18 protein-coding genes are annotated in these 14407 nt (G+C 46.8%); 11 read left to right on the forward strand and 7 right to left on the reverse strand.

Annotation, left to right across the window (positions count from 1 at the left end; all coding sequences use genetic code 11):
* Positions 1 to 24: 24 nt before the first annotated feature.
* The gene (locus ACLVWR_RS09765) at positions 25 to 426 is read left to right on the forward strand and encodes a four-helix bundle copper-binding protein (protein WP_413580513.1); all 402 of its coding nucleotides are present in this window, start codon (positions 25 to 27) and stop codon (positions 424 to 426) included.
* On the opposite strand, the gene ACLVWR_RS09770 is transcribed toward ACLVWR_RS09765, so the two are convergent.
* From ACLVWR_RS09770 to ACLVWR_RS09785, 4 genes are all read right to left on the reverse strand, one after another.
* Positions 421 to 1188: a putative DNA-binding domain-containing protein gene (locus ACLVWR_RS09770; protein WP_413580514.1), complete on the reverse strand. Its 768-nt coding sequence runs from the start codon at positions 1186 to 1188 to the stop codon at positions 421 to 423. The two genes, ACLVWR_RS09765 and ACLVWR_RS09770, sit on opposite strands and share 6 nt — an antisense overlap.
* Positions 1157 to 2011, reverse strand: a complete 855-nt coding sequence (locus tag ACLVWR_RS09775) for a DUF692 domain-containing protein (RefSeq protein WP_413580515.1) — start codon at positions 2009 to 2011, stop codon at positions 1157 to 1159. The genes ACLVWR_RS09770 and ACLVWR_RS09775 overlap by 32 nt, the downstream gene beginning before the upstream one ends.
* A complete protein-coding gene (locus ACLVWR_RS09780) occupies positions 2008 to 2607 on the reverse strand; it encodes a YceI family protein (RefSeq protein ID WP_413580516.1) in 600 nt (199 codons plus the stop codon). The genes ACLVWR_RS09775 and ACLVWR_RS09780 overlap by 4 nt, the downstream gene beginning before the upstream one ends.
* Before the next feature lie 171 nt (positions 2608 to 2778).
* The gene (locus tag ACLVWR_RS09785; protein ID WP_340598985.1) at positions 2779 to 4200 is read right to left on the reverse strand and encodes a S8 family serine peptidase; all 1422 of its coding nucleotides are present in this window, start codon (positions 4198 to 4200) and stop codon (positions 2779 to 2781) included.
* A gap of 301 nt (positions 4201 to 4501) precedes the next feature.
* On the opposite strand from ACLVWR_RS09785, the gene ACLVWR_RS09790 reads away from it, so the two are divergent.
* Genes ACLVWR_RS09790 through ACLVWR_RS09815 form a run of 6 tightly spaced genes read left to right on the forward strand, consistent with a single transcriptional unit; the run spans position 4502 to position 10520 of the window.
* On the forward strand, positions 4502 to 4996 hold the full coding sequence (locus ACLVWR_RS09790) for an NADH-quinone oxidoreductase subunit B family protein (RefSeq protein ID WP_340599376.1): 495 nt from the start codon (positions 4502 to 4504) through the stop codon (positions 4994 to 4996).
* Entirely contained in the window at positions 4983 to 6665 is a 1683-nt protein-coding gene (gene nuoD, locus ACLVWR_RS09795) for an NADH dehydrogenase (quinone) subunit D (protein WP_413580517.1), read from the forward strand. The genes ACLVWR_RS09790 and nuoD overlap by 14 nt, the downstream gene beginning before the upstream one ends.
* Before the next feature lie 22 nt (positions 6666 to 6687).
* Entirely contained in the window at positions 6688 to 7161 is a 474-nt protein-coding gene (locus tag ACLVWR_RS09800; protein WP_340598987.1) for an NAD(P)H-dependent oxidoreductase subunit E, read from the forward strand.
* On the forward strand, positions 7161 to 8453 hold the full coding sequence (gene nuoF / locus ACLVWR_RS09805; protein ID WP_340598989.1) for an NADH-quinone oxidoreductase subunit NuoF: 1293 nt from the start codon (positions 7161 to 7163) through the stop codon (positions 8451 to 8453). The genes ACLVWR_RS09800 and nuoF overlap by 1 nt, the downstream gene beginning before the upstream one ends.
* A complete protein-coding gene (locus ACLVWR_RS09810; RefSeq protein WP_413580518.1) occupies positions 8434 to 9999 on the forward strand; it encodes a 2Fe-2S iron-sulfur cluster-binding protein in 1566 nt (521 codons plus the stop codon). Before nuoF ends, ACLVWR_RS09810 begins: the two co-directional genes overlap by 20 nt.
* On the forward strand, positions 9996 to 10520 hold the full coding sequence (locus ACLVWR_RS09815) for an NADH-quinone oxidoreductase subunit I (RefSeq protein WP_340598992.1): 525 nt from the start codon (positions 9996 to 9998) through the stop codon (positions 10518 to 10520). The genes ACLVWR_RS09810 and ACLVWR_RS09815 overlap by 4 nt, the downstream gene beginning before the upstream one ends.
* Before the next feature lie 127 nt (positions 10521 to 10647).
* Here the strand turns inward: ACLVWR_RS09815 and ACLVWR_RS09820 are convergent, their stop codons facing one another.
* Positions 10648 to 10842, reverse strand: coding sequence for a hypothetical protein (locus tag ACLVWR_RS09820; RefSeq protein ID WP_340598994.1), 195 nt, complete (start codon positions 10840 to 10842; stop codon positions 10648 to 10650).
* Between the two features lie 159 nt (positions 10843 to 11001).
* On the opposite strand from ACLVWR_RS09820, the gene ACLVWR_RS09825 reads away from it, so the two are divergent.
* The 3 genes from ACLVWR_RS09825 (at position 11002) to ACLVWR_RS09835 (ending at position 12359) form a co-directional block, all read left to right on the forward strand.
* On the forward strand, positions 11002 to 11550 hold the full coding sequence (locus ACLVWR_RS09825) for a glutathione peroxidase (protein ID WP_413580519.1): 549 nt from the start codon (positions 11002 to 11004) through the stop codon (positions 11548 to 11550).
* A 2-nt stretch (positions 11551 to 11552) separates the two neighbouring features.
* Positions 11553 to 11891 carry an ArsC/Spx/MgsR family protein gene (locus ACLVWR_RS09830; protein WP_413580520.1) on the forward strand — a complete coding sequence of 113 codons (339 nt, stop codon included), beginning with the start codon at positions 11553 to 11555 and terminating at the stop codon, positions 11889 to 11891.
* 72 nt (positions 11892 to 11963) lie between these two features.
* Positions 11964 to 12359 (forward strand): hypothetical protein, encoded by a 396-nt coding sequence (locus ACLVWR_RS09835; protein ID WP_413580521.1) that lies wholly within the window; start codon positions 11964 to 11966, stop codon positions 12357 to 12359.
* Here ACLVWR_RS09835 and thpR read toward each other — a convergent pair.
* Positions 12339 to 12947 (reverse strand): RNA 2',3'-cyclic phosphodiesterase, encoded by a 609-nt coding sequence (thpR, locus tag ACLVWR_RS09840; protein WP_413580522.1) that lies wholly within the window; start codon positions 12945 to 12947, stop codon positions 12339 to 12341. The genes ACLVWR_RS09835 and thpR overlap by 21 nt on opposite strands.
* An 83-nt stretch (positions 12948 to 13030) precedes the next feature.
* On the opposite strand from thpR, the gene ACLVWR_RS09845 reads away from it, so the two are divergent.
* Positions 13031 to 13336 carry a putative quinol monooxygenase gene (locus ACLVWR_RS09845; RefSeq protein ID WP_413580523.1) on the forward strand — a complete coding sequence of 102 codons (306 nt, stop codon included), beginning with the start codon at positions 13031 to 13033 and terminating at the stop codon, positions 13334 to 13336.
* On the opposite strand, the gene ACLVWR_RS09850 is transcribed toward ACLVWR_RS09845, so the two are convergent.
* On the reverse strand, positions 13333 to 14325 hold the full coding sequence (locus tag ACLVWR_RS09850) for a TerC family protein (RefSeq protein ID WP_340599000.1): 993 nt from the start codon (positions 14323 to 14325) through the stop codon (positions 13333 to 13335). The genes ACLVWR_RS09845 and ACLVWR_RS09850 overlap by 4 nt on opposite strands.
* Between the last annotated feature and the right edge of the window lie 82 nt (positions 14326 to 14407).

Below are 14407 nucleotides of genomic sequence, written 5' to 3' on the forward strand. Positions count from 1 at the left end.
TTTAATTCCTATTTGGAGGTGGTTATGGCGTCAGTTCCTTTGCAAGACAGTGAGACCGCGAAGTGCATCAAGGCCTGCATGAATTGCAGTAAAGCCTGTATGGAAGCTATTCATTACCTGCTACAGCAAGGTGTATCCGGGAAACAAATTTCCATTCTGCAGATGTGTGTAGAGTCCTGTCAGCTGTCTTCCAAGTTGATGCTGTCTGATCTTGAATTCCATCATCAGGCTTGTGAGCTTTCTTTTGAATTATCCACAGCATCCGCTGCAGTCTGTGCAGCCTATGATGATCCTGTTATGGAGAGATGTGCGGAGGTTTGTCGCCACTGTTCGGAAACCTGCCGTGGTATGGCGGGCATGACCGTTCGAATGCAGGGAACCGCCAAAGATTTGCGCAGCACCCTGCCTTCATCGGCTCGACTATAAAGGAATAAAATCATCTATTACGCCAGCACGAATCAGAGTCTTGAAGAGTCTGTTAACTTCGGCTGGCGATACTATCTGCGAAAACTCCAAGAGCGCATCGGTGATACTTTTGCCGTCTTGGAGGCTCAAGATGATTTCGGCGTGAATGGGATCGATAGGCTCGGCCACGGCATGTCCATTGAGTTTATAGATCAACAAGCTTTGTGGTGGATTCCAGTTAATCTCCTCATAGACATATGCAGGTTCCTTGCGACGTTCCCAAAGTTCCAGGATTGAATGCATGCTTTGATGCACGCGCATCGCTTCTACAAAACCAATTTTAAAGTTACTTGATTGCAGCTGCTCCTTCAGGCTTGCTGCAGGCAAGGGGTTTGGTGTTGCCGCGTTTTGGACCTCTTTGATAAGCCATTCAAAGCGCGCCAGGTCTGTCAGAAAAGGAATGCCCCGGGTTCGCATTGTTGAGCCGAGATGCTCTGGAAAGCTGATGCCGTAGTCAGAAAGCATAAAGCTTACCGAAGGTTGTGAGTCGATATAACGGGTGGAAACATCATGAAACAAGTCACGACCCAAAACCCAAGCGACGGTTTCAAAGGTTTTCCCCAATGAGCCGGCAAGCTTGGAGTGATACATGTCGTGATAGATTTCAAATCCCTGATCCAAAGAGATGTTACCCACAGGACGGAGATCCCGAATGGATTGAGCATCGGCTTGGCCATCTAGGACATTTCGTTTAAACAAATGCTGGGCTTCGTTGATTGTCATTTGAGCTCTCCAGGATGAATGAAGCTTTAATCACTTCCATTTCCAATTCGTTAAAGTCCGGAATATTTTTTATGCGTTCAATTCCAATGGGCAGATGACGAATCAATGGTGCCATCTGTTTAAATAATTCCCAGACCGGAGTTGAAATTGCCGTGGCTTTCTTGTCGATCCAATGGGATTCGGTTTCAGTCGGTCCAGACAAATGCACCAGCTTAACTTGATTCATAGGAACTTTTTGCAGGAATCTACCGGGGCAGAAACCGTGGTTTAGGGAATTCACAAACAAGGCAGTCAAATCCAAAACCAACCCGCAACCGGTGCGTCGGGCCAGCTCGCTGATAAACTCAATTTCCGTCTGATTGCTGTCGGCATAGTTCACGTAGGTCGCGATGTTCTCCAGCGCGATAGGGGTCTTTAAATGACTTTGAGCTGCATCGATATTGTTGCAGACCACTTGCAAGGTCTCTTCGTTCCATGGCAGGGGAAGAAGATTGTGCATATTCAGGTCGCTGCTTCCGTTCCAACTTAAGTGATCTGAAATCAGAAACGGCTCAATGTTTTCATTCAGCGTGCGCAGAGCTTTCAGGTAATTCAAATCGGGCCCTTGGGGACTTCCGATGTTCAGATGGGACCCATGAAGTGCAACAGGATAGTCATGGCGCAACTTTTTCAGCACTTCCAACGAGTAGCTCTGAGGGGAGAGGTAGTCTTCTGTTGTGCCTTCAAGCCAAGCTACATCCGTGTGGGGCTCGGATTGAAGGTAGGGAAAGTGGGCACCATGTAACATCATGCCCACCTTGTAGTTTGAACGGGAATGCATCATTTTGCCTTCCCAGCCAGAATCGCTTCGCCCTGAATATCCACTTCAACTTCATCGCCGACCAGGACTCCACCAGTCTCCATGGCTTTGTTCCAAACCAGGCCGAAATCTTTGCGGCTTAGTTTTGTTTCCAGCTCAAAGCCCACGCGGCGTTTGCCCTGAGGATCAGTGACGGCGCCGTTATAGTCGACATCGACAGTGACATCCTTGGTAACTCCGTGAATGGTCAGCTTGGCCTGAACTTTTTCAGGTTTTGCACTCTCGTATTCAGTCTTGGTACTTTTGAATTCGATGGTTGGGAACTTTGCCACATCCAGAAAGTCCGGGCTTTTCAGATGCTTGTCGCGATCGCTTTGATTGGTGTCGATGGAGTTCGCTTGAATTTTTACGACGACGTTGTCCAGTTTTTGGGACTTTTCATCAAAGTCAAAGGAGCCCTCGAATTTATCAAAACGACCTTTTACTTTCGAGATCATCATATGCTGAACTTTGAATGTGATCGTGGTGTGCGCGGGGTCGATAGTAAACTTTTCGGCCCAGGCTGGAGTGGACAATAAAGTTGTCAGAAGAAGGGCTGTGGCGGTTTTCTGAATTTGCATAGTAACCTCGCTGGTGGTTTGAGTTTCGTAAACATTAATCGTTTAAGAAGAACAAACTCGAGGCAAATTACGTATCGGAAAGACCGCTGGCACCTGTTGAATAACAGTAATCGAGGGAATAAAAAAAGGGAGCTTGAAGCTCCCTTTTCAAATTTTAAAATTTGTTACTTCTTAGAATTTTAAAAGTGCGCCAACATCAAGTTTGCCGTTGGAAGTCACTTTGCCATTCAATGCCGGGATCGGTTTCGCTGAACCCAGGATCGCAGCTTTCACATCCTGCCATGATTTCTCTGGGTGAGCAGACCAGTAAAGAGCTGCTGCGCCTGCAACGTGTGGAGTGGCCATTGAAGTTCCATCCCAAGTCGCTTTGAAACCCATTTTGTCGATCACAACATCTGAGTAGTTGTTGAACACAGTCGTAGAGTAAACAACCACGCCTGGTGCGCCGATATCAACAGAACGGTTGCCCCAGTTGGAGAATGAACCCAATTGGTCTTTCACGTCGATAGCTGCAACAGAGACGATGATATCGTGTGGGTAGCTCGCTGGATAAGCTGGAGCTGCATCGTTATCATTGTCGTAACCAATACCTTTGTGTCCGTTACCAGCGGCAGCGATAAACAAAACACCTCTGTCTTGCGCATATTGAACAGCATCACGCAAAGCTTTGTTCTCTGCGCCTGCATTTGGATCTTCACCTTCAGAGCCCCAAGAGTTGCTCATGATTTTTGCGCCGTTATCAACTGCGTATTTGATCGCTTTGATTGCGTCAGCAGTTGTGCCGCCGCCTTTTTCAGAGATGAAACGCAAAGACATGATTTTTACATTCGGAGCCACGCCAGCAACACCTTTGCCGTTATCGCCACGAGCCGCCACGTTACCTGCGCAATGTGTGCCGTGACCTGGGTTGCCACCTTTGAAAAGGATGTCTAGTGGTTCCATGGAAAGGTCATAAGGTTTGTTGTCGTTTGAAACGAAATCCCAGCCAACAACGTCGTCGATGTAGCCATTGCCATCATCGTCTTTGCCGTTGTTTGGAATTTCTTTTGGATTTCTCCATAGATTTGGCAATAGATCTTCGTGTGTGTAGTCAACACCTGTGTCGATCACAGCCACGACCATCTCAGGATTGCCTTTTGTCACTTTCCAAGCTTCAACGACACCAATGTTGTTCATGCCCCATTGTTTGTTGAAAAGTGGATCTGCGCCCGAAGTTGATTGCGGAGCGTCAGGAACTTCTGGGTTGTCCTTGATCGCCAGGGCCGCAGGTTGTGGGTTGCGACGCAACATTTTTGCCAAAGCGGCACGGCGCAATGGGTCTTGGATTTGATAGCTTTCCAGCAAACGGATTGGGTAGTTGGGTTGAACGTACTCAATCGCCGGGTTTTTAACCAAGCTGTTCAGGCTCATGGATTTGGGAGCGCGTACGCGAACCAGGTTTTCAGTGATTTTCTCGGTTTTTGCTCCGAAAAGTTCGACGTTGTCATAACCAGGTGCCAGTTTAATAAGCAAATCCTGGGTTTTGTGCTGGGCTTGTGCGCCCATCGCGAATGCAAGAACGGCTGATGCGGTAAACACGGCCAACTTCTTCATGAAAACTCCTTTCAAAACAATCCTTGTTATGTAATCGAGCAGTTTGGTTTCTCGACTGAATTTGGGTCGAAAGTAGAGTTTGTTGTCTGGCGAGAGGATAATCAATTTCATTTGCGTGTACTCATGATTTTGTTGAGGCGCGTTGAAGATGTGCAGACACGGGTCTACAATGAGTATCTAGTTGTCAGGATTAAGGTTTTTCGTTAGTTACTTAATGATAGCTAATTGAAATTGCAGAGGTGTATTTATGCACAAAGATCAAGTGCAGAGTTCCGCACTCGGAACTCAAGCAGCGGACGATATGTCGCGCGATATTGCGTTCACCACGAAGCTCGATCACATCGTAGCTTGGGGTCGCAAAAATTCGTTGTGGCCAATGCCTTATGGTACTGCTTGTTGCGGTATCGAATTCATGTCGGTGATGGGACCGAAGTATGACCTTGCTCGTTTCGGAGCCGAGGTTGCGCGCTTCTCTCCACGTCAGGCGGATCTTCTTGTTGTCGCAGGTACGATCACAGAAAAGATGGCTCCAGTCATCGTTCGTATCTATCAACAAATGCTTGAGCCGAAGTACGTGATCGCCATGGGCGCATGTGCAAGCTCCGGTGGTTTCTACCGCGCTTACCACGTTCTTCAAGGCGTGGACAAAGTAATCCCTGTTGACGTTTACATCCCAGGTTGCCCTCCGACACCAGAAGCGGTGATGGACGGTATCATGGCTTTGCAAAAAATGATCGGTGATCACACACCTCGTCCTTGGAAGGACAACTGGAAGAGCCCATATGAGCAAGCTTGATTCAATTAAACAAAACCTAGCGGGACGCTTTAACGTAGCGAACTTCAAATTCTCCAACTCTGTTGGTGATGATGTTATTGAAGTGCCTAAGGAAGACATCCCAAATTTGATGATGTACTTGCGTGAGTCCGGCATGTTCGACTTCCTGATGGATGTCTGCGGTGTCGATTATCCTACACGCGAAAAACGTTTCGACGTTGTGTACAACCTTTTCTCTTCAAAAGATAACACGCGTCTTCGCGTAAAAACTCAAGTCGGTGAGGGTGAGTCTGTTGGTACTGCAATTCCAGCTTACCGCGGTGCTGACTGGTTTGAGCGTGAAGCTTACGACATGTTCGGTATCAAATTCGAAGGTCACCCTAACTTGCGTCGTATCCTGACTCACCACCAATTCGTGGGTCATCCACTGCGCAAAGATTACGAAGCGGACCACCAACAAGCTTGTACGGCATCCATGCCAATTCACTTCAATAACGAGCCGGGTTCTCCTGGTGACGTATTGAATGACAAGTATGTTCCTTTGAACATCGGTCCGGCCCATACAGCAATGCACGGAACTCTTCGTGTGATGGCTGAGATGGACGGGGAGACAATCGTTCGTTGTAACAACGAAATCGGTTACCTTCACCGTTGCTTCGAAAAAATGGCAGAGACTCATCCGTACAATCAGGTGATCCCGTATACAGATCGTTTGAACTACTGTTCTGCTCCGATGAACAACATCGGTTACTGCAAAACTGTAGAGCGTTTGTTGGGCGTGGAAATTCCGCCAAAAGCACAAGCAATGCGTATTATCCTTGCTGAGCTTTCCCGTGTTATTGACCATACGATTGCAATCGGTACTGGTGCGATGGACTTGGGTGCTTTGACTTCCTTCTTCTATATGTTCGGTTTGCGTGAACAAGTTTATACCTTGTTTGAAAAACTGTGCGGTGCCCGTCTGACAGTGTCCATGACTCGTGTTGGTGGTATGGCTCAGGACGCTCCGGAAGGCTGGTTCGACGAAGTTTTGACTCTTTGTAAAGAGCTACGCCGTGGAACTGACGAAATGGCGGGAATGGTTGTTGATAATAAAATCTTCATCCAGCGTACTCGTGGTGTTTGCGCGGTTTCCGCTGCAGACGCAATTCAGTGGGGCTACACAGGTCCGTTGCTTCGTGCCTCTGGTGTGAGCCTGGATTTGCGTAAAGCGACTCCTTATTATGGTTACGATCAATTGGATTTCGACATCCCGGTTGGAACAACTGGCGATATCTATGATCGTTATTTGGTTCGTTTCGAGGAAATGCGCCAATCCATTCGTATCATCGAGCAGGTTTGTAAAAACATTCCTGCAGGTGACTACACGATCCGCGATAAAGGTATCGTGCTTCCGGAGAAAAAAGACGTTTACGGAAACATCGAAGGTCTGATGAATCACTTCATGCTTGTGATCAAAGGTCTTCGTCCACCTGTAGGCGAAGTTTATGACGCGACAGAGGCAGCCAACGGTGAGTTGGGCTTCCATCTGGTCAGCGACGGTTCTGCGAATCCATACCGTTTGAAAGTTCGTCCACCATGCTTCGCTATCTATCAGTCTTTCCCGACGGTAGTTAAAGGTGCGATGTTGGCCGATGCAATCGCAACTGTAGCTTCGATGAACTTGATCGCGGGAGAGTTGGACCGCTAGGTCCAATTCGGAGGAAACATAAATGTTTAAACTTTCTGAACAAGGCTTGGCTAACGTTAAAAAAGAACTTGCTCGCTACGAGGCGAAAGAGTCTGCGATTATCCCAAGTCTTTATATTGCTCAAAAAGAAAATAGCGGCTTCATCACGCCGGATATTATTCGTCACTTGTCCCAAGTGATGGATATTCCTGAAGCGCGTATCAATGAAGTTTTCAAATTCTATACAATGTTCAACCAAAAACCGGTGGGTAAGTACCACGTTCAGGTTTGCACGAACATTTCCTGCGCTCTTGAAGGTGGACGTGAGATGGCTCACCACATCTGCAAAGAGTTGGGTGTGAAATACAACGAAGTTTCTGCTGACGGCCGCTTCACAGTGTCCAAAGTTGAATGTCTAGGTTCTTGCGGTACAGCTCCGATGATGCAAGTGAACGACACTTATCACGAGAAGCTGACTCCTGAATCAGCGATGAACTTGTTGAGAGGTATGAGATAATGGCTGAGATTAAAGTTCTATCCGAGCACTATCATTTGCCGGAATACCAAACTCTTGCTGGTTACAAAGCTAAAGGCGGTTATGAAACTTTGCCTAAGGCTTTCAAAATGCAACCGCAACAAATCATCGACGAAGTGAAGGCTTCCGGTCTTCGTGGTCGTGGTGGTGCGGGTTTCCCGACAGGTATGAAATGGGGCTTTTTGCCTAAAAATGGCGAACCTCGTTACTTGCTGTGCAACGCCGATGAGGGCGAGCCGGGAACATTCAAAGACCGTATGATGATGGAGCGTGCTCCACATCAATTGATCGAAGGTATGATTATCTCTGCTTTCGCAATCGGTTCTCACAAAGGTTATATCTACGTTCGTGGTGAATACGTTTACCCGATCGACGTTTTGAATAAAGCGATCAAAGAAGCTTACGATGCAGGTCTTCTTGGTAAAAACATCATGGGTTCAGGTTTCGACTTTGACCTTGATGTGTACCGTGGTGCCGGCGCGTATATCTGCGGTGAAGAGACGGGCATGATTTCCTCTTTGGAAGGCTTGAAAGGCCAGCCAAAATTGAAACCTCCATTCCCAGCGGTTCAAGGTTACTTGCGTAAACCGACAATCGTGAACAACGTGGAAACTTTGGCCGCTGTTACTTATATTATTAAGGACGGCGCTCAAGCTTACCGCAAACACGGTACCGAGAAATCTGCAGGAACTAAGTTGTTCTCTGTATCTGGTAACGTGGTCAAGCCTGGCAACTACGAAGTACCACTGGGTTACCCTTTGATTGATCTGATCAACAAAGAGTGCGGCGGTATGAAGCCGGGTCGTAAACTGAAAGCGATCATCCCGGGCGGTTCTTCTGCTCCGGTTTTGACAGCTGAAGAGTGCGGAAAAGCGAACCTTGATTACGAATCCCTTGCAGGTCTGGGCACAATGCTTGGTTCCGGTGCGGTGATCGTAATGGACGACTCTCAATGTATGGTTGATATGTTGGGCGTGTTGACTCACTTCTATGCTCACGAATCCTGCGGTCAATGTACTCCATGCCGTGAAGGTACGGGTTGGTTGGATAAGATCCTTCACTCGATCCTTGAGGGCCGTGGCCGTCTTCAGGATATCGACCTGTTGATCAAAGTCGCTGACAACATGAAAGGTAAAACAATCTGCGCTCTTTCAGACGCTGCTGCTTTACCGGTTCTAAGCTTTGTAACTAAATTTAGAGATGAATTTGAATTCTATGTCCGTGAAGGACGCTCGAAAGTAAAAGGAACGACATATGCCGAAATGCACCATTAATGGCAAAGAAGTCGAAGTAAAAGAAGGCACGTCGATCATCGAAGCGATGCAAGTGTCGGGCGATCGTATCGCTCACTATTGCTGGCATCCGGGATTGAGCGTAGCTGGTGTTTGTCGTCTGTGTGTTGTGGAGATCGAAGGAAATCCACGTGTACAGATCGCTTGTAACACCATGGTTACTGAAGGAATGAAGATCAATAACACGTCTGAAAAAGTAAAAGACACTGTTAAGTGGGGTCTGGACTTCCACTTGATCAACCATCCTTTGGATTGTCCTATTTGTGACCAGGCTGGTGAGTGCGGATTGCAAGACCAGTACATGGAGTACGGTAAGTACGATCCTGAAATGGCCGAAGCAAAAGTTAAAAAGCACAAAGTTGTGGATTTGGGACCGACAGTGGTTCTGGATTCTGAACGTTGTATCCTGTGCTCTCGCTGCGTGCGTTTCACGGAGGAAGTTTCCAAAACAAACGAATTGGGTCTGTTCAACCGTGGTGACCGAACTGAAATCGGTACTCACGATGGCATGCCTTTGGACAACAAGTACTCTTTGAATACAGTTGATATCTGCCCAGTGGGTGCATTGACTTCCAAAGACTTCCGTTTCCGTCAGCGCGTTTGGTATCTAAAAGATGGCGACAGCGTTTGTAACGGTTGCTCCACAGGTTGTAACATCAAGGTGTACTACAACAAGGAAGGTCTTTTCCGTATCAAACCAGTTTACAATGAACAAGTAAACGGTCACTGGATGTGCGACAGCGGTCGTAATGCCTATAAGTTCGTTAATCGTGAAGCACGCCTTTTGAAAGGTATTGCTCGCGGAACTGAAATGGCTCCAGGTGCGGCAGCCAAGAGCGCAAGCGAAGTATTGAAAAGTACTTCAGGCGATGCTTTGGCGCTGGTGTTGACTGCCCAGTACACTGTTGAAGAGTACGAAGCGATCATCAAGACGTTCGTTGAAGAATTCAAAACTAAAAAAGTATTCTTCTGGATCAACAACAAAGAAACTTTCGACAGCTTTGACGGATTGCTATCTCGCGGAGATAAAAATCCAAACACCAAAGGCCTGCTGAAAGTTATGGAAAAATACGGCATCACTGCAACTTGGACTGACTTGTCTGCAGGTCTTGCTAACGGTTCCATCAAAACTGTGGTTGTTGCCGGTCCGGAAAACCAAGCGGTATTCCCAGAGTACAATGAGAAGTTGAAAGAGCTTTCCAAAGCTCAGAACTTGATCTGGATGCAAGCAGGTAAGAACGAGGCTTTGACGGCTTTGACAGGAAACGTTTGGATCATTCCGATGAAAACGTTCGTGGAAAAAGACGGCACATTCATCAATCACTCAGGTCTTGAACAAAAGATCAAAAAAGTGACGAATGTGGTTTCTGAAGCTTTGACTGTGACTGAAGCGGCGTTGTTGTTGTCCGGTAAAAACCTGGCAATGCCAATGATGGCTCCATTCATGCCAACAAATCAACGTCCTGACCAAGTTGAATTGGAAGCACGTAAAAAGAACGAGTTTGTATTCAGAAGAGGTAGCCTATGAGCGTAATGCAAAATAACTCCGAAAAGTCCAAGTGGTACTTGCCGGGTGTATTGGGTGGCTTGTCTGTGACCATGAAACACATGGTAGGCAATCTTTTGAACCGCAAAAAAATGATGACTTTGAACTACCCGGAGCAAATGAATGATTATTCTCCGCGCTTCAAAGGTAATCACGTTTTGACAGTTAAGAAAGACGGATCTCTTCGTTGCACAGCTTGTATGTTGTGCGCGACGAACTGTCCTGCTGAATGTATCAAAATCGTTGCGGCTGAACATAACGATCCAGCGGTCGAGAAATTCCCAATCGCTTATGAGATCGATATCCTTCGTTGCGTATTCTGCGGTTTCTGTGAAGAAGCCTGCCCAGTGGACGCGATCCGTTTGGGGCCTGAGTGGCAAACTCCGGCATTGAACGGTGGTCAGTTCATTTACGACATCAACCACTTGGCTTACCGTCCGAATCTTAAAGGTGGTATCCAGACGCACGTTGATGATGAAGAAAGACATAAACAAGGGATCTAAAAATCCCTTGTCGAAAATCGACAATCGAAAATGGAAGTTTGAAGGACTGGGGAAACCCGGTCCTTTTTTTATTTGTAATATCCACACCCGTAGCGGGTGTAGATATTACGGATCAATTAGCAAGGACTTAGGACAGTTGTTTTAGAATATCTTCGATACGTTCTTTGACTTCGATTTTATCGTGGGGCTCAAGGCTGAAACGGATAGTCGTCACCCAAGCTCTGCCTTCATCGGTATTTTTCTCTGCTTCAGACATGAAGTGAATGTGGTCCACATTCAGATGTATAACTTCGTAACCGCGTGTGACTTTAACAAACTTCATAAATTCTCCAAATGGGATCCCGCATTGTGAGCCCTGCTCTTAGATATTAGGGGCGCTTTGGTTTTACTTCAACAATTACTGTTTGATGGCAGCACTCCATCTAGTATGCTTAGAACATTCATACAGTGGTCGGTCTAAATGCCGAGCGAAAGGAATCCCATGAGCACACTCAATCAAATCGAATTCAACAAAGCAGACGGCAAGAAAGCAACTTTGGCTGATTACAGCGGCAAGGTTCTATTGGTAGTTAATGTGGCTTCAGAATGCGGATTGACCCCGCAGTACGAGGGACTTGAAAAGGTTCACCAAAAATATGAATCCAAAGGTTTTCATGTGTTGGGTTTCCCGGCGAATGAATTCGGCGCGCAGGAGCCTGGCACAAATGAACAAATTCAGGAATTCTGCCGCACTCAATTTGGCGTTAAGTTCCCGGTCTTTGCAAAAATGGTGGTGAAGGGCGAAGGGCAGCATCCGCTTTACAAACAGCTGACTTCTTTGCAGCCAACAGCGCAGCAGGTTCCGGATGGAAAACTAAAAGGCGTTCTGGAAGAGCACGGTCTTCTTTCCGGTGGGCCGTCTGAAATCATGTGGAACTTTGAAAAGTTTTTGATTGGTAAAAACGGCAACGTGGTTGCGCGTTTTGCTCCCGACATGACTCCTGAAGATCCGACGGTAATTAAAGCCATCGAAGCAGAGTTGGCTCGCTAAGCATGTCCAGGGTTCTGCTTCACAATCCCAGCTGCAGCAAAAGCCGCGAGGCCGTTGAGGCTCTTCGTTCCGAGAGTGGCCTCGAGGTTCGGAAGTATCTGGAGAATCCCTTAAATGAAGCAGAACTTCGCGAACTGATCGGAAAACTCGATACTCCGGTGTCGAGTTTGGTTCGCACCAAAGAGTCCCTGTTCATAGAAGCACCCTTCGATGTAAGCAACGCAGAAGAAGTCATTGCAAACCTGGCGGAAAAACCAAAACTAATGGAACGCCCAATTCTGGTTACCAACAGCAAAGCCACCATCGGCCGCCCCTTGGAAAAAATTCTGCCAGTTAAATAATTCTCCTGATTCCCCTCGATTTTCTATTCTCGATTCTCGTCCCAAGCGGTACGCTTGGGATAGGGGGTTTCAGTGAAAAACATTTTTGTCGCATTACTAGTAGGCTTTCTTCCTCTTTGTTCATTTGCCCAGCCGCAGGCTGAAATTGAAATGATGCAGCCATTGTCTTTGATGGGGCAGGATCAATATTATCGCTTCGACTTCGGAGCGACGTTTGTGAATTCCCGCAAGTATGTCGATTTTACGGTAACTTCAGCCGGGGATGAACCATTGGAGCTAAAAAAGCTTTTAATTGCCGGCTCTTGGTTTAATGCTTCCACGAACTGCCCGGATTCTCTTCCAGTGGGACAGAAGTGCACGGTTCGCACGTTCTTCTGGCCACGTGAAAAGAAAATGTATTCCGGCCGCTTGTATATGGTGTTTGCACATGGCCGCTCGATCGTTAACCTATACGGCCGGGGAATTTAATTCTTCCTCTGCAGGTTTCCCTGTCAGTTCGGCCCGGAACACCGGAGTGTAAACCGGGAAGGCTCCAGCCAATTTAGATTCGTAAAGTACGATTTCATTCACCTGCAGTTTGCCGAAGCTTTTGCGTTTGAATGGTGAAAGCATGTCTTTGACACTGCGGGGATTGCGCAGGCGACCGATCGTCAAATGCGGTTTGAACTCGCGCTGATCAATAAAAGTCAGAAGACCGCGTTCTTTCAATATTCCATCCAACAGATCCTTGAACTCACCCAGGCATTTTTTGTTCTGAACACCCAACCATAAAGTTCGGGCATCGTGTTCATTTGAAAAGGCCCCCATGTCTTCGATCTTCAATTGAAATGGTTGCGTCTGTGCGCAAGCTTCCTGCAGAGCCAGACCTAAGGCTGGGATATTCTCTTCAGGACAATCACCAAGGAAGCTGATGGTGACGTGGAAGTTGTCCAAGGGGACCCACTTGATGACCATTTCCTTTTGATCCGCATTGATTCGCAATTTTTTGTAAGTCGGCAAGAAGGTTGTCGAGAGAGGATCCGTCGCGTTCAAGGCAAAGAACAGGCGTTTATTCATAAATTCATTTTAGCAGAAAATCCCGGTTCACCAAGACGAATTCTTGCCAACACTGATAAACTAACAAAACGGGGAGGAAATTTATGATTGTGATGACTTCCAAAATCCAAGTGAAGGCGGACCGGGAGGCCGAGTTCGTTGGTTTAGCAGCAATAATGGTCAATCCCGCCCGTGCTGACAAAGGATGTTTAAGTTACGATTTTTATGAAGATCCGTTGGAGCCAGGTGTGTTCATGTTTATTGAGACCTGGAAGAGCTGGGAGGATTTGAACTCTCATTTGGAAAAGCCCTACACGAAAGAATTCTTCGGGCTTCTGCCAAAATATGCGGTCATTCCGCCCACCATCACGACTTACGAATCGCGTGGCGGGCAACCAATGACCCTTTAGGATTTGGTCGAATCGTTCTCTTTTTTCTGTGGGAATAGAAGTGACAAAGCCACCGATCCACCGATGAAAAGAGCGATAATTGCCAAAGAAATACCGATTGGGAAGTGACCGCCAAACAACTTGTTCAACCAAGTCATTTTCAAGCCCACGAAAATCAACGTGAATGCCAGGCCATATTTCAACAAGTGGAACTTGTCGACGACTCCAGCCAACAGGAAGTACAGCGAACGCAATCCCAGGATCGCAAAGATATTGGAAGTGAACACGATTAAAGGTTCTTTAGTTACGGCAAAAATCGCAGGGACGCTGTCCACGGCGAAAATAACATCCGTAAACTCAAGGAAGATCAATGCCACAAACAACGGCGTCGCGTATTTAAGGCCGTTCTGAGTAACGAAGAAGTGATCTTCATGCATGCGATCTGTGATGCGAATGTGCTTGCGCATGAACTTAAGCAACCAGTTATTTGATGGATCCACTGAGCCTTCGCTTTGGAACATCATCTTGATACCAGTAATAATCAAGAAGACCCCAAAAATCAGAACCACAGCTTGGTATTGCATCAGTATTGAACCCAAAGCGATGAAGATCGCACGGAAGATCAAGGCTCCGATGATACCAAAGAACAAGACACGGTGCTGGTACTTGGCTGGAATTCCAAAGAATCCGAACACAACCACAAACACAAAGATGTTATCGACCGACAGGGCCTTTTCAATCACATAGCCGGTCAGGAATTCCAATCCGACTTGATTGGCTATCGCTTGGTCGCCAAACTTGAATAACGTGTAGGCATACAGAATTCCATTAAATACCAATGCCAACGAGATCCAGGCAATGGACCACGCTGTGGCTTCTTTAAAGCCAACTGCATGGGAGTGCTTATGGAAAACTCCCAAGTCCAAGGCCAACATACCGATAACGAAAACGAGGAATCCTAGGTAAAACCACCAATAATCTGCAAACGGAAATAATAAAGTCTGATCCAAAGTAAAATCTCTCCTTAACTAATCCTGTCAATGTACACGATATACTACCTTCTTAAAAATAGATAAACTATAACAAGTTATT

It is taken from the genome of Bdellovibrio sp. HCB288, assembly GCF_047305935.1.
Taxonomy (GTDB): Bacteria; Bdellovibrionota; Bdellovibrionia; order Bdellovibrionales; family Bdellovibrionaceae; genus Bdellovibrio.

Bases quoted from the DNA above. Each gene is read 5' to 3' on its own strand.
- ACLVWR_RS09765 (WP_413580513.1), top strand. From the start codon at position 25: ATGGCGTCAGTTCCTTTGCAAGACAGTGAGACCGCGAAGTGCATCAAG.
- ACLVWR_RS09770 (WP_413580514.1), bottom strand. From the start codon at position 1,188: ATGACAATCAACGAAGCCCAGCATTTGTTTAAACGAAATGTCCTAGAT.
- ACLVWR_RS09775 (WP_413580515.1), bottom strand. From the start codon at position 2,011: ATGATGCATTCCCGTTCAAACTACAAGGTGGGCATGATGTTACATGGT.
- ACLVWR_RS09780 (WP_413580516.1), bottom strand. From the start codon at position 2,607: ATGCAAATTCAGAAAACCGCCACAGCCCTTCTTCTGACAACTTTATTG.
- ACLVWR_RS09785 (WP_340598985.1), bottom strand. From the start codon at position 4,200: ATGAAGAAGTTGGCCGTGTTTACCGCATCAGCCGTTCTTGCATTCGCG.
- ACLVWR_RS09790 (WP_340599376.1), top strand. From the start codon at position 4,502: ATGTCGCGCGATATTGCGTTCACCACGAAGCTCGATCACATCGTAGCT.
- nuoD (WP_413580517.1), top strand. From the start codon at position 4,983: ATGAGCAAGCTTGATTCAATTAAACAAAACCTAGCGGGACGCTTTAAC.
- ACLVWR_RS09800 (WP_340598987.1), top strand. From the start codon at position 6,688: ATGTTTAAACTTTCTGAACAAGGCTTGGCTAACGTTAAAAAAGAACTT.
- nuoF (WP_340598989.1), top strand. From the start codon at position 7,161: ATGGCTGAGATTAAAGTTCTATCCGAGCACTATCATTTGCCGGAATAC.
- ACLVWR_RS09810 (WP_413580518.1), top strand. From the start codon at position 8,434: ATGCCGAAATGCACCATTAATGGCAAAGAAGTCGAAGTAAAAGAAGGC.
- ACLVWR_RS09815 (WP_340598992.1), top strand. From the start codon at position 9,996: ATGAGCGTAATGCAAAATAACTCCGAAAAGTCCAAGTGGTACTTGCCG.
- ACLVWR_RS09820 (WP_340598994.1), bottom strand. From the start codon at position 10,842: ATGAAGTTTGTTAAAGTCACACGCGGTTACGAAGTTATACATCTGAAT.
- ACLVWR_RS09825 (WP_413580519.1), top strand. From the start codon at position 11,002: ATGAGCACACTCAATCAAATCGAATTCAACAAAGCAGACGGCAAGAAA.
- ACLVWR_RS09830 (WP_413580520.1), top strand. From the start codon at position 11,553: ATGTCCAGGGTTCTGCTTCACAATCCCAGCTGCAGCAAAAGCCGCGAG.
- thpR (WP_413580522.1), bottom strand. From the start codon at position 12,947: ATGAATAAACGCCTGTTCTTTGCCTTGAACGCGACGGATCCTCTCTCG.
- ACLVWR_RS09845 (WP_413580523.1), top strand. From the start codon at position 13,031: ATGATTGTGATGACTTCCAAAATCCAAGTGAAGGCGGACCGGGAGGCC.